Genomic DNA, 12,943 nt, shown 5'->3' with positions numbered 1-12,943 from the left:
TGGATTCAAACCGGGATTATAGCGCACGGCAGCAACCGTAAAGCGCGGCTACTGGCTGCGGCGCCGCTGCTTGAGCAGGAAGCGCCCCGGGTCGAGCGCATCGACCAGCGCAGCCTCGAGCGGCGCCGGCGCGCCTTCCAGCTGCGACACCAGCAGCTCGGCCATCAGCGGCGCCCAGATCAGGCCACGCGACGCATAACCGAGCAGTCCATACAGGCCCGCATGGCGCGGCACATCGCGCAAGTGTTCCAGCCGGCCGGCCGACTCGACATCGGGCAGCGCGCCGGCCAGCGGCAGGCGGTCCGGCGCGGCGCTGCGAAAGCCCACCCGTCCGGCCAGCGGCGCGGTGTCGATCAGCGCCGCCACGTGGGCGCCCGGCACGATCTCGGCCAACCGCGCCAGGTTTTCATGCTGGCTGCCGGCCCGCAGGTCACGCTCGTCGTCGTTGTCGTAGGTGGCGCCGGCCGAGACGATGCCGTCGGCGGCCGGCGTGACGTACGCTTCGCGGCACACCACCAGCGGCAGCTGCGGAGGCCCGGTCGCCACCGCCAGGTGCGTCACCTGGCCGCGCAGCGACTGCAACGGCAGTTGCGCGGCTTGCGCGATGTGGACCGCGCCGGCGCCGTTGGCCAGGATCACCGTGGGCGCTTGCGCCAGCAGCGCGCCACCCTCGCCTTGCACCAGCCATTCACCGGCATCGGTGCGGCGCAAGGTGATCGCCGCGCTGCAAAATGCGCGCTGCAGGCGCTCACCGCAGGCGTCCAGCATGGCCGCGCACAACGACGACGGCCGCGCCCAGCCGCCCTGCTCGAACAGCCAGCCGCCGTGCGGCGTGGGGCCGCCCAGCAGCGCCCCCGCCTCGGCCGCGTCGGCCCAGCGCGCGTACGCCGGCGGATAGTGCCAGTGCTCGAGCACCGCGCGTTGCACGTCGGCGTGGCCGGCATCGCGCGCCAGTTGCAGTACACCGCAAGCGGCGCCGGTGAAAGCCTGGCCCACGCCACCGAGCCGGCGCCACTCGCGCAGCGCGAACAGGTAGGCGGCACGCGACAGGCGCGTGGGAATATTGTCGTCTTTTGACAGCAGCGGCATGAAGATGCCGGCCAGGTTGCCAGACGCTTCCTGCGCCGGTTGCGCGTGGCGCTCGATCAGGGTCACGTCCCAGCCACCCGCGCACAGGCGGCGGCAGGCGCTGGCTCCGGCCAGGCCGGCGCCGATGACCACCGCACGGCGGTCGCGCAGCGGTGGGACGGCAAGGCCGACGAATGGCGAGCGACGGCCCCGGTACTCGGCAGCGATATCGTCACCGCCATCCACCCGGCGGCAGGCGAAACCGGCGCCGGCCAGCGCCCACACCAGCAGCTCATCGGGCGCACGCGCATGCAGCGTGGCGCCGGGTGCAGCCAGCCGCGCCAAGGTACGCGCGTGGCCCGGCGCCAGCACGCCGACGTGAAACGCATCGACACGGGCCGCCACCTGCGGCAGCACCGCGTCCAGCGCGCCGGCCAGCAGGTCGAGCGTGACGCGGCCGTCGTCGAGGATGATGCGATGAACACCCGGCACGTCGAGCGGCCAGAGCGCGCGCAGTTGCGGGTCGGCGCTTATCGCAGGGTTGGCAGCAGGGTTGACCGCAACATCGGCCACGCGCGGCGTCAGCGCCAGGTAGTGCAGCCTGGGATGCTGCGCGCGCGCCTGCGCAAAGCGCGCGCCATCGCCGAAGTCGGTATCGAGTACCACATGTGATTGCGTCATCAGTGCTGTCATCGGTGCCGGCAGAAGCAGTCGGCATCGTGGTCGTCCACCATGCCGATGCCCTGCATGTACGCATAGACGATGGTCGAACCGACAAACTTGAAGCCCAGTTTGGCCAGGTCTTTCGACAGCCGGTCCGACAGCGCGGTCTTGATGATGCGCTCACCGGTATTGTTGACGATGGGCTGGCCATCGACGTAAGACCACAGCAGCCGATCGAGGCTGTCGCCGCCGGCGCGCAGGCGCAGGTAGGCCTGGGCGTTGGTGATGGCTGCCGCCACTTTCAGGCGGTTGCGCACGATGCCGGGGTTGGCCAGCAGTTCGGCCACCTGTTCCGGGCCGTAGGCGGCGATTTTTTCGGCGTCCCAGCCGTCAAAAGCGGCGCGGTAGCTGGCGCGCTTGTTCAACACGGTCTCCCACGACAGGCCGGCCTGCGCGCCCTCGAGGTTGAGCATCTCGAACAGGCGCAGTTCGTCGTGGCACGGCACGCCCCACTCGGTGTCGTGGTAGTCGAGATAGAGCGGGTTGGAGGGTTTGGCCCAGCTGCAGCGGATAATGGTCATGGTGGTACCGGTTGCGAAGCGATCCCGCAGTATACAACCACGCAACTGCAGCAACTGCGCTACAGCTCCAGGTCGATCGACAGGCCGGTGCGGCGCCGTTCGCCGTCCAGATCCAGCGGGCCGGCCAGGTTGCTCACCACGCGCACGACACCGTCGGCCAGCGCTTGCGGCAGCGCATGCATCAGGCGCGGGAACAGGTCCACCGCGTTGCCCGCGCCGGTGGCGTGCAGCGCGGCCCAGGCGTCGCGGCCCGAACGTTTGGCGATGTACAGCCCCTGGTCGGCCAGTTCCACCACCTGCGGCCAGGACAGCAGGCGCGGTTGCGTGGGCAGGAACGGAAAACAGGCGAAGCCGATCGAGCAGGTCTTGCGCAGCAGTTCGCCGTCGGGCAGCACGAAGTCGCGTTCGCCCACGGCGCGGCGCATGCGTTCGGCCAGCGCGCTGGCGTCGTCGCGATGGGTGGCGCGCGCCAGCACCAGGAATTCCTCGCCGCCCCAGCGGATCACGTAGTCCGATTCGCGGAACACTTCGCGCAGGCGCGCCTGCATCTGCACCAGGATCGAGTCGCCGGCGGCGTGGCCGTAACGGTCGTTGACGTGCTTGAAGTGGTCGAGATCGACCATGTAGAACACCAGGTCGTTGGGCGCCTGGCGGTCGCCATCGCCAGTCGGCCGGGGGCGGTGCTGCAGGTCGTCGTAGCCGCGCAAGCTCATGGCAACGTCGGCATCGACGTGGCGCAGGAAGAAGCGGCGGTTGCGCAGACCGGTCAGCTGGTCGGTCAGGCTCACTTCTTCGAGCGCCTGGTAGGCGCGTTCGAGTTCCAGGTTCTGGTCCAGCAGTTGCTGCTGGGTGGCGGCCACCTGGCGGTAGGCGCTGGCGTTGTCGAGGGCGATGGCGCCGTACGCGCACAGGCTGCGGAAGATCAGCCGTTCGCGTTCGCCGTAGGCGTTGGCGCGCATCGACTGCACCGTCATCACGCCCAGCACCCGGTCGCCCACGGCCAGCGGCGCAAACAGCATGCTCAGCGTGGGCAAGGTCCCCGGAATCAGGTTGACGTTGACTTCGCCCTCTTGCAGCGCGACCTGCAGTTCGCGCCGCTCGCGCACGCAGCGCGCGGAATCGGCATGGGGGTCGTCCAGCGCCACCCGCAGCGGCGCCAGCGGGCGCCCCGCTTCCACGCTGAAGGCGCTGGCCAGCCATTCGCCGCCGGGTTCGATCAGGAACACGGAGAACAGGGTGGCGTCGAGCAGGCCGTGGACGTGGCGGTCCAGCGCGCGGAACACGGCCGCCGATTCCAGCTGGGCGGTGATCTCCTGACCCACCGCGCCCAGGTGCGCCAGGGTGGCGCTGGTGCGTTGCAGGACTTCGGCGCGGCGCGCCTCGGCGGCCGCCAGCTGGCGATGGTGCTCGGCCTCGGTCTGGGCGCGCTCGGTCTGGTATTGCACCTGCATGGCGATGGCGCGGTTGGTGGCGTCGCGGCTCTGGGTGAGGTCGCGCGCGGCGCCGGCCCGCAGCGCGATCGCGTAGGCGCGCTCGAAATCGCCCACGGCCGCGTATTCGCGCGCGGTGGCGTCGAGCAGCGCGCCCGGTACGGTATAGCCGTCGATGGTGGCGGCGATGTCCAGCGCCAGCAACAGGTAGTGGAGCGGCACGCTGGGCGCTGTCCCGCAGGATGCTTCCATTTCGGGGGGCGGTGCCAGCGCGGGGGCCCCTGCGCGAGCCGGCAGGGCGTGGATGTCGGCCAGCACCTGGAGCGCGGCAATCTGCGCCAGCGTGTCGCCCTTGGCGCGCGCCAGCACCAGCGCGCCCTGCGCCACGAACAGCGCCTCGCCGGGCCGGCCCAGGTGTGCCAGCGCGTGCGCCTGGCCGCGCCGCGCGCTGCTCTGGAAGTCGCCCTGGCCCAGCGCGTCGCCGCGCGCAGCCAGCCGGGTGAAGCTGTCGAGCGCCGCCGCGTGGTTGCCCAGGTCAAGCGCCAGGTCGCCCTCGTATTCGAGCGCCACCGCGTAGGCCCGCGACCCGGCCAGTGGCGCCAGCACTGCCAGCGCCTCGCGCAGCAGGGTTTGCGCGGCCTCGCGCTGGCCCAGCTGGCGCAAGGTTTCGGCGGTCTGCATCAGGCACATGCCGACCGACAGCGGCCAGCCGGTGGGGCGCGCCAGGTCCTGGCCACGCTGCATCCAGTCCAGCGCCGCCTCGTGGGCGTTCAGGCACGTGAAGGCATTGCCGATATTGGTGGCGATGATGATGGCGCGGCGCACCTGGCCGCTCGAGCGCGCCGTGTCGAAGCTGCGCATCAGGTGGCCGATGGCGCGGCCGTATTCGCTGCGCTGGAAGGCGCGGGTACCGAAGAAATCGCTGATCCAGCCGGCGGCGATGGCGGGCATGGCGTCGAGCTCGGCGTTTGCGGCCGGGCGCCACGGCGGCTGCAAGCCGGCGCTGTCGGTGAAGGCGGCGCAAATGCCGGCGGCGGCGCCGATGATGTCGATGCGCACCGGATCGGGTGCAGCGTGCGCCGCTGCGGCGGCCTGCGCCAGCCAGCCGCTGGCAGCCATGCTGTTGCCGCGGTCGTTGGCCACCCAGGCCTGCACCCAGCAGGCGTCGGCGCGGGCCTGCAGCGATGCAGTTTCAGGGGCAGGCGCACCGGCAGGCGCACCGTCGCCGTGGGCCAGCAGTTGCAGCGCCTGGTCGGCCTGGTACTGGGCGGTATCGAGCTCGCCGCCGACCCAGGCGCCTTCGGCCGCCACCAGCAGCAGCCGCGCGCGCAGGACCGGCACATCCTGCGGCGCCACCGCCGGCAGCAGGGCCAGGACCTCGCTGGCGAGCTGGCGGGCGCGCACCGGATCGCGCTGGCGCAGGTGCCAGGCCAGCGCCGTCAACGCCGGCAGGCGCGCCTTGCCGGTCAATTCCGGCAAGGTGTTTTCCCATTGCGCCAGGTCTGCGTCGCACACGAACATGTCCACTCGGTGATTCCTCCTGCTGTGGGGGCGTTGGATGCCTGCCCGTCGCTGCATTATTCCACAGTTTCCAGACAACACAGTTTCCAATTTGCAATTATTGTTCTTTTTTGGGTCAACCCCGGTACAAGCTTGGGGCGAAAAAAAACGCCGGGCGTTGCCGGCCGGCGTTTTAGCGCTGCTGCGAACGTCAATCAGGAGGCGTGCTTGCTGATCTCGTTGAGGCGGATGCGCATGCTGTCGGTGGCTGCCGGGCCGGGCGCGAACATATAGTCTTCGTCGTTGATGGCCAGGCCGCTATTGGCGTCCACCAGCACCTGGTCGGCCGGCTTGCCGGTTTCGCGGCTCACCACCAGCAGGCTGGCGCCTTCCGGGGCCAGGTGGTCATTGCCCCAGGCGATGAAGGCCAGCAGCACCGGCTTGAAATCGCGTCCGGACTTGGTGAGAACGTACTCGTAGCGCGGCGGCCGGGCGCTGTACTGGCGCCGTTCCATCAGGCCGCCCTCGACCAGGCCGTTCAGGCGCCGGGTGAGCATATTGGGAGCGATCTTGAGGCTTTTTTCGAACTCGTCGAAGCGGCTCAGGCCATAGAAGGCGTCGCGCAGGATCAGGATGCTCCACCACTCGCCTACTTTGCCAAGGCTGCGGGCGATCGGGCAAGGCATGCGTCCAAAGTCGGTATGTTTCATTGTTTACTCCTCGGTTCCAGGTTTTACATCGGAAAATACTGCCAGATAGTTACTAAGTCGAGTTCGGTGAGAATTAGTGACTAGCATGTTTGAGGTGAAAATGTGTGAACTTTGCCGGCGGTGGATGATGCGTGACATTGTGCGTATTTTGTTGTCTCAATTCTCTTCTCCTGTTGTGATACATGACCCGGATGTTTCTCTATGAAAACTCCATTTTTTATACTTGCGTGACACCCCTCAAAAATAGGCTAAAAACAGGGCTTACAAACTATCCAAATTCCACTATTTGAAGAGAAGTTGATCGTGGCTGAATTGTGTATATTGGATAGAATGTTGATCTAGGTTAAAATTCGTTTCATGGTTGCACCGAAAAACAGGCACTTCCGATTGATGCTGATTCCACAAATCTGACGAAAATGAAACTTCTTGTTAAAGCACTTGGCCTGGCCCTGATCACGTTGCCGCTGCTGGCCACCGCCGGCACCAAGTCCGCCTCCATGCAAGTGAGCTTCACCGTCACCGACGCCTGCACCGTGCAAGCCGGCGCTACCGCCGCCACGGCGCCCACCGTGGCCTGCCAGCTCAACGCCCCGCACCTGACCACCCCGACCCAGCCAGCCGCCGCCACCGCGATCTCCGCTGCCGCCCCAGGCACCGCAACCAGGCAAGACTGGACCATCTACTTCTGAGCGCTTGAGAAAGCCGCCAGGGCAAGGCGCGGCGCCGAAGACAGTCCGACCGCACGGCGGTGCGCTGCAACGCCGCCATGGTGGCTTTCTCGGGTGCGATCAGAAAGACACGGTGGCTGTCACGGTATCCTTGTAGTCGCCCGGCGACGGCGTGGTCTGCGCCGGCACCATCCCGTACACCGTCAACGCCTGCGCCACCCCGGTGCCGGTGCCCGTCACTGCCACCGTGCCACCGCTGCCATCGCCCCAACTGGCGCCGTCGAGCCCACTGGACACCACGTAGTCGACCGTCTCCGCCGTCCCGGTATTGCGCATGCGCCGCGCGCTGGTGCTGGCGCCATAGGCGCCGGCGCCGAGCGTGATGCGGTAGGCGGTGTTCTTGCTGCACGTGACCGACAGGCTGGATGTGGTGCGCACCGCGCTGGTAAGCAGCCGCGACTGTGGAAACGCCAGGTTGCCGATATTGATGTTGCAGTCGTTGATCACCGGGGCGCTGACCGTGAACGGAATGGCGACCGTTTGCGGGGCCAGGCAGCCGAGCAATCCCAGCAGCGAGAACTGGTAATTCATCACCGCGCTGCCGGCGCCGAAATTGGAAACGAAGTTAAGGTTGTCCGGCCCCACCGACAGGCCGGACAAGGCGGTATCGGCCTCGAGCTTGCCGTAGATATCGACGATCCGGTCAAGACTGCCCAATCCGCCGCTCTTGTTCATGGTCAGCACGATGCCATTGCCCGATGTAGTGGTGCCTCCCACCCCGCCCCAGATCTTGGCTGCCGTGTAGGTGGCGTCCGTGTACAAGTTGTAGTTGACGCGCAGTGCACCGCTCGACAACTGGCGCATGGTGGTGTTGGTGGTCGTGGCGTTGCCGCTGCCGGCGCCCAGGTTCAGGCAGATGGTCACGTTGGGCGTGAGCAGGGTACCGAGGATATCGGTCCAGGTGCAGGTGATCTTGAAGGACGACGACGCATACACGGGCCCGGGGCTGATCGAGCTCACGCTGGGGAACGTCACATTGGCCGGCGTGATGGCGCAACTGTCGGCGCGCGCCTGACCGCAACACAGCAGCAACAGCAGCAGCAACAGCGGCGCCACCAGCCCTGCGGCGCAGCGGCGCCATGGCGCGGCCATCATTGCACGCTCCGGCACACGACCGGTCCGATGGTGGGCATGGCGTTGCCCGGTTCCTTGACGTAGGCGAATTCGGCGATGCAGCGCCGCCCTTCCAGCACGGCCTGCAGATGGTTGAGCGGGGCCAGGTTGTCGATGAAGGCCAGGCCGTCGAAGCCGGTGACGGTGGTCGTGCCGCTTTCGACGTGCAGCACTTCCAGCCCGGCCGCCAGCGGCAGGCCGGCGGCGTCGTGCAGGATCACGCTGGCGGCGGCATAGGTCTCGACCGGGAAATCGGCCACCACGCCCGAGCGCCGCGCCGGGATCACGGTGAGCGTGGTGCGGGCGATGCGCGCGTCCAGCGGCAGACTGCTGGTGTCGATCGAGATCTGGTTCGACAGGTACGGCGTCAGGTTGGGCACCAGCAAATAGCCGCTGCTGCTGGTGGTGCCGATCGGCCGGTTTTCCTGCAGCACCGGCAAGCCGCCGACGCCGGCCGACACCAGCGCAAAGCCGGCGCCCACCTGGCGCGCCGCGTGCACGCTGCCCTCCATGACCACCACCGAGCCGGACGCGCTGAACGCGGTTTCGCGCTTGCCGCCGCTTTCCTGCAGGAAGGCGCCCACCTGGCCGTAATTGCCCAGGTAGGTGCCCTGGGCCTGGCGCAAGGTGGCGCCGTTGTTTTCCAGCGACTGCAAGCCCCAGCCGAAGCCACCCGCGTAGTCGACCGTGCGGCCCAGGGTGAGGTTTTTCGATTGCACGCCGTTCTGGCGGCCGCTGCTGGCATTGGCCGACAGGCGCTCGCCGAACGTGCCGCTCAGGCTGAAGTACACGCCGCGCGTGTTGGCATCGCGAAAATCGCGGTAGGCGCTCACGCTCAGGTACAGGCCGGCGCCCAGCGTGGCCGCGTACGACAGCGCCGCCACCCGCGCTGGCGGCGTGATCGCCACGCGCTGGCTGATGAACGACAGGCCCAGGGTCTGGCCGCCGAACAACCCCAGGTTGACATTGACGCGGTTGCTGGCGCGGATGCCGGGGCCACCATCGGCCGTGCCCAGGTCGCTGTAATGGCGGCTGGCGCGCAGCGATTCCATGTCGATGCTGAAGCCAGGGCTCAGGTACTGGTAGCCGATGCTGGCCTGGGCGCCCTTGCCGGTGCCGCCCGAGGCGCCGGCAACTGAGCCAGCAACTGAGCCGGCAACTGAGCCGGTCAGTACGCCGATCTGGCCCATGCGCCACATGCCGCCCACGCCGCCGTTGACCACGCCGTTGCCGGCCTCGCCGTGCGCTTCCACGGTCAGGCGGTCGGTTACGCCGCGCCGCATCGAGCCGCTCAGCGCCGGCGAATTGTCGTAGCTGAACGATTTGCTGGTGTAGTCGCGCCGCAGCACGCCCAGCTCCACCGAGTAATCGGTGAGCCCCTCGGCCAGCAGGCGGGTATCGACATACAGCGGCACCACCGTGGTGACGGCGCGCCCGGCCGTGTCGCGCGTGACCAGGGTGGCCTGGCCAGCGCCGGTCAGGCCCGACACCTGGTTGATGACGAACGGGCCGGACGGCACCGCCGTCTCCATCTGGCGCACGCCGTTGACATACAGGCTGACCGCGCTCGGCACCACCGACGAGCCCGCCAGCGAGGCCACCGGGAAGGTCAGCAAGTCGGGCCGCAAATCGAAACTCTTGCGCCACTGCACGCCGCCCATGCGCAGCGACCGGCTCCAGGTCAGCGACGAGGAAATCAGGTCGCCCACCTGCCAGGTTTCCAGCGTGTGCGGGTCGGAGCGCACCCACGATGAGTCGAGCCGCACGTATTGCGTGAGCAGGTTGCTGCTATTGAACACGCCGGTTGTGCTGAACACGCCGCTGGCGTTGAAATAGCGCAGCTCGTTGGCCACCGACAGGTAGCGCTCGTCGCCGCGACGGGCAAAGGCGTCGTAGCTGAACACGGCGCCAGGCGTGACGCTGGCCTCGCCCGGCTGGCGCAGGCTGCGCGCGTTCAGCGCCACCGGCGTGCGCAGCGCGTCGTCAAGGCGCAGCGCAATGCGCTGGGTGGCAGGGTCGTAGGTATAGCGCAGTCCGCGCACGTCGTCGAGGTTGACGGACTCGCGGTCGGCGACACCCAGCCGCTGCGGGTCGAGCTCGAGGTCGCGCAGGTTTTGCACGGTGCTGTTCAGTCCTGTACTGCCCAGCACGGTGCCGGGCTGGCGCGTGAAGCGCAAGATCAAACCGGTCTCCTGGCCGTTCAAGGTCACCTCCAAAAATAATTCTTCCTCCGCTGTTGCCGAGGTTGCCGGGGTTGCCGCTGCTGGCGCTGCTGCGGGCGCCAGCGCCGGCAGCGGCGGCGGCGCCACCGGAATTTGCGCGCGCGCGCCGGCCATGGCGCCGCCAGCGAGGACTGCCAGCACCGTCATCGTCACCTTCAGGCAAGGCAGCCGCCGCCACATGGCGCGGCTACTCCAGTACCGCCACGGTGCTGGCAGTCGCAGGCTTGGCATTGATATTGGCTTTGACCGCCAGCGTGCCGCGCAGGTCGGCGTCGCCCGGCACGGGCAGGCGCCACTCGCGCTCGCGCCCGGCCAGCACGTAGCCGAACAGGCCCTCGGCGATCGTGAAATTTTTTCCGGCGGCGTTGCGCAGTTCGAACGAACCGATCTGCGCACGCAAGGCGCCGCTGTTGCGCACCTTGAGCCGCCAGTGGTCATCCTGGCGGTAGACCGCCCAGGCCAACGCCGGCGCCATGCGCTCATCGGCAGGTTGGACAAACATGGGAACGGAATAGCGCAGGCGGATATCGACGCCACTGGCGGGGCCTTCGCCCTCGCGGGGAATTTCGTCGATGAGGATCCGGTAGTTCAACTCGCGGCTGGGGAGTTGACTGCTGCGTCGCACGAGGCGAATGATCTGGCTGCTTTTAGGCCCGATCTGCAATATGGGGGGACTCGCTACTACTTCCTGGGTCGGGGTCAACACATCTTCCATGTTGTTCTGATCCCACAAAAACACCCTGACCTGGCCGTACACGGGAGTGTCTCCCATGTTTTGCATGGTGATGCCGGTGGCACCCTGGCCTGCACGCAAAATAATCATCACTGGCGAAATCTGCAAATTAGCAGCGCTCGCTTCAAGCCCCAGCATCCCGATCAACACGAGCATACCGAGTTTCATCCAGCACCCAAGGCGCGCGGACAAGGTCATCGTTAGAAATACACCGTGGCCGTGATGGTCGACTTGTAGGTGTCCGGCTGCGGCGTGGCCTGGGCCGGGATGGCGCCATACACGGTCAGCGCTTGCGAACTGCCCGAACCGGTACGGGAAAGGGTATCGGTACCCTGGGTATTGCCCCAGTTGGTGGCGCCGGAGGCCTGGAACAGGTTGTAGGAGACGGTGCTGGTGTTGGCGCCGGTACCGCTCATCACTCTGGCAGCGATGGTGGAGCCGGTGCCGGTGCCCGCGCTCAGGCCCACGTTGTACGGCGTGGTGTTGGTGCAGGTAACGTTGAGCGTGGTATTGACGCTGACCGTGGTCGCCAGCACGCCCTGGCTCTGGCCGAAGTCCAGCGGCTGGGTGGCGATGGTGCAGTCGGCGATGATCTTGAGCGTGACATCGAAGTTCGAGGTCTTGCTGCCGTTGGAATACACGGCTGCATCGGCCAGCGGCGCCACGACAGCCAGGGTGGTAGCGACGACCGTGGCAAGCGCGGCAAGGCCATTTTTACGGGTGCGCATATAACCTCCTTCAGGGATAAGTGAACGAAAAGTTGAGGTCGGGGGCCTTAAAACTTGCCCATTCCCAATACTTGATTCAATTATTGTTGATCTAAAAAAACCCTGCTTTTGCTGGAGGAGAGGAAGGTTTTGTGCGCGTAGAAATCTGCCAAAAAAAATCCCAAACATGGGCATAATGACGACAGACGCGCAACACTCCATATCAAAAGATTACCAACACTCAAGGTGATTCATGCAGATGGCCGACAGCACCATGAGCAAGATCCTCATCGTCGACGACTCGGCATTCGAGCAGCGCCTGCTGGTCGACCTGCTGAGCGAGATGCCGTACAAGGTCTCGGTGGCGTTCAACGGCCTGCAGGGTTATCACCTGGCGCTGGCCAACCATCCCGACCTGATCCTGCTCGACGTGCGCATGCCCGACATGGACGGCTACGCAGCCTGCCGGCTGCTCAAGGCCAACCCGGCCACCCAGGACATCCCGGTGATTTTCCTCAGCGGCGCCGACGCCGACGAGGAACGCATCATGGGCTTGTCGATCGGCGGCGTCGATTATGTGTCCAAACCGTTTTCGCCGGGCGAACTGGCCGCGCGCATCCAGGTCCACCTGGCGCTGGCCCAGCGCGCACAGGGCGCTTCGGGGTCGGCCACTGCCGGCGCTGCGGCAGCGCCGTCGCTGGCGAGCGCCAACGATCCGGCCGACCACCACGCATCGGCCTCGCCCTACGGCGTCGATCCCGATGCCGTGACCGTGGCGGCCGTCAAGCGCCTGATCGCCGACAACCTGGCCTCGCTGCCGGGCCTGGCCGAAATCGCCCGCAGCGTGGGAACCTACCGCGAAAAACTGTCGCAGGTCTTCCGCGAACAGACCGGCATGACGGTGTTTTCATTTATCCGCGAGGCGCGCATCCGGCGCGGCGAGGAGCTGCTCAGGGACACCGATATCGACGTGCAGGACATTGCCCTGCTGATCGGCTTCAACAACGCCGGCAACTTCGCCACCGCCTTCCGCGAACGGCTGGGCGTGACGCCAACGGCGTTCCGGCAGGCGATCCAGCAGCGGCGCTCGCCGTTGAATTGAGGACGTGAGGACGGAAACTCAGGCGGGCTGCTGCGGCCCGGTCTCCTGCATCTTGCGCCGCCAGAAGAACCACGATGCCAGCGCATTGAACCAGTACACGCCATAGAGCACCGACGTCAGGTACAGCTCGCGGCTGGCGTACAGCGGCACCGCGATGGTGTTGACGAGCAGCCAGAATTGCCAGGTTTGCAGGCGGCGGCCCATCAGCAGCAACTGGGCGATCACGCTGAACATCAGCACGCCCGAGTCGATGAACGGCGCGTAGGCGTTGGTGTAGGCTTGCAGCAGCAGGCCGTAGATGACGGTGGCGGCCAGGCCGAGCGAACCCATCCAGATCAGGGCCTGCGGCCGGGCGCGCGTGATCGGCAGCGGCGCGCCGGTACCGC

11 protein-coding genes are annotated in these 12,943 nt (G+C 67.0%); 2 read left to right on the top strand and 9 right to left on the bottom strand.

The genetic code is table 11. The features are described from left to right. Window positions 1-48: 48 nt before the first annotated feature. The 4 genes from mnmC1 to DUPY_RS08090 form a co-directional block, all read right to left on the bottom strand. A complete protein-coding gene (mnmC1, locus tag DUPY_RS08105; protein WP_070247322.1) occupies window positions 49-1,749 on the bottom strand; it encodes an FAD-dependent 5-carboxymethylaminomethyl-2-thiouridine(34) oxidoreductase MnmC1 in 1,701 nt (566 codons plus the stop codon). Between the two features lie 8 nt (window positions 1,750-1,757). Beyond that, the gene (locus tag DUPY_RS08100; protein WP_070247321.1) at window positions 1,758-2,312 is read right to left on the bottom strand and encodes a DNA-3-methyladenine glycosylase I; all 555 of its coding nucleotides are present in this window, start codon (window positions 2,310-2,312) and stop codon (window positions 1,758-1,760) included. Window positions 2,313-2,371: 59 nt separating this feature from the next. After that, window positions 2,372-5,263 (bottom strand): sensor domain-containing diguanylate cyclase, encoded by a 2,892-nt coding sequence (locus tag DUPY_RS08095; RefSeq protein WP_070247320.1) that lies wholly within the window; start codon window positions 5,261-5,263, stop codon window positions 2,372-2,374. 194 nt (window positions 5,264-5,457) lie between these two features. Further along, window positions 5,458-5,952: a winged helix-turn-helix transcriptional regulator gene (locus tag DUPY_RS08090; RefSeq protein WP_019923340.1), complete on the bottom strand. Its 495-nt coding sequence runs from the start codon at window positions 5,950-5,952 to the stop codon at window positions 5,458-5,460. Between the two features lie 416 nt (window positions 5,953-6,368). On the opposite strand from DUPY_RS08090, the gene DUPY_RS08085 reads away from it, so the two are divergent. Next, window positions 6,369-6,641 (top strand): hypothetical protein, encoded by a 273-nt coding sequence (locus DUPY_RS08085; RefSeq protein WP_070247319.1) that lies wholly within the window; start codon window positions 6,369-6,371, stop codon window positions 6,639-6,641. A gap of 99 nt (window positions 6,642-6,740) precedes the next feature. Here DUPY_RS08085 and DUPY_RS08080 read toward each other — a convergent pair whose 3' ends face one another. From DUPY_RS08080 to DUPY_RS08065, 4 genes are read right to left on the bottom strand one after another with little or no spacing between them, the layout of a single operon-like run. After that, on the bottom strand, window positions 6,741-7,775 hold the full coding sequence (locus tag DUPY_RS08080; protein WP_070247318.1) for a Csu type fimbrial protein: 1,035 nt from the start codon (window positions 7,773-7,775) through the stop codon (window positions 6,741-6,743). Then, a complete protein-coding gene (locus DUPY_RS08075) occupies window positions 7,772-10,195 on the bottom strand; it encodes a fimbria/pilus outer membrane usher protein (protein ID WP_229255289.1) in 2,424 nt (807 codons plus the stop codon). The genes DUPY_RS08080 and DUPY_RS08075 overlap by 4 nt, the downstream gene beginning before the upstream one ends. A 7-nt stretch (window positions 10,196-10,202) precedes the next feature. Beyond that, window positions 10,203-10,904 carry a fimbrial biogenesis chaperone gene (locus DUPY_RS08070; protein WP_070247317.1) on the bottom strand — a complete coding sequence of 234 codons (702 nt, stop codon included), beginning with the start codon at window positions 10,902-10,904 and terminating at the stop codon, window positions 10,203-10,205. A 44-nt stretch (window positions 10,905-10,948) separates the two neighbouring features. Next, entirely contained in the window at window positions 10,949-11,476 is a 528-nt protein-coding gene (locus DUPY_RS08065) for a Csu type fimbrial protein (RefSeq protein WP_070247316.1), read from the bottom strand. 232 nt (window positions 11,477-11,708) lie between these two features. On the opposite strand from DUPY_RS08065, the gene DUPY_RS08060 reads away from it, so the two are divergent. Further along, window positions 11,709-12,557, top strand: coding sequence for a response regulator transcription factor (locus DUPY_RS08060; protein WP_070247315.1), 849 nt, complete (start codon window positions 11,709-11,711; stop codon window positions 12,555-12,557). Between the two features lie 18 nt (window positions 12,558-12,575). On the opposite strand, the gene DUPY_RS08055 is transcribed toward DUPY_RS08060, so the two are convergent. Next, a partial coding sequence (locus DUPY_RS08055; RefSeq protein ID WP_141749471.1) for a nicotinamide mononucleotide transporter family protein occupies window positions 12,576-12,943 on the bottom strand: 368 nt, incomplete at its 5' end.

This window comes from Duganella phyllosphaerae (assembly GCF_001758785.1).
Taxonomy (GTDB): Bacteria; Pseudomonadota; Gammaproteobacteria; order Burkholderiales; family Burkholderiaceae_D; genus Rugamonas; species Rugamonas phyllosphaerae.
Note: the sequence above shows the minus strand (reverse complement) of the source record. Positions and strands in the feature narration are given on the sequence as shown.

Bases quoted from the DNA above. Each gene is read 5' to 3' on its own strand.
- DUPY_RS08095 (WP_070247320.1), bottom strand. From the start codon at position 5,263: ATGTTCGTGTGCGACGCAGACCTGGCGCAATGGGAAAACACCTTGCCG.
- DUPY_RS08075 (WP_229255289.1), bottom strand. From the start codon at position 10,195: ATGTGGCGGCGGCTGCCTTGCCTGAAGGTGACGATGACGGTGCTGGCA.
- mnmC1 (WP_070247322.1), bottom strand. From the start codon at position 1,749: ATGACGCAATCACATGTGGTACTCGATACCGACTTCGGCGATGGCGCG.
- DUPY_RS08060 (WP_070247315.1), top strand. From the start codon at position 11,709: ATGCAGATGGCCGACAGCACCATGAGCAAGATCCTCATCGTCGACGAC.
- DUPY_RS08065 (WP_070247316.1), bottom strand. From the start codon at position 11,476: ATGCGCACCCGTAAAAATGGCCTTGCCGCGCTTGCCACGGTCGTCGCT.
- DUPY_RS08090 (WP_019923340.1), bottom strand. From the start codon at position 5,952: ATGAAACATACCGACTTTGGACGCATGCCTTGCCCGATCGCCCGCAGC.
- DUPY_RS08085 (WP_070247319.1), top strand. From the start codon at position 6,369: ATGAAACTTCTTGTTAAAGCACTTGGCCTGGCCCTGATCACGTTGCCG.
- DUPY_RS08080 (WP_070247318.1), bottom strand. From the start codon at position 7,775: ATGATGGCCGCGCCATGGCGCCGCTGCGCCGCAGGGCTGGTGGCGCCG.
- DUPY_RS08070 (WP_070247317.1), bottom strand. From the start codon at position 10,904: ATGCTCGTGTTGATCGGGATGCTGGGGCTTGAAGCGAGCGCTGCTAAT.
- DUPY_RS08100 (WP_070247321.1), bottom strand. From the start codon at position 2,312: ATGACCATTATCCGCTGCAGCTGGGCCAAACCCTCCAACCCGCTCTAT.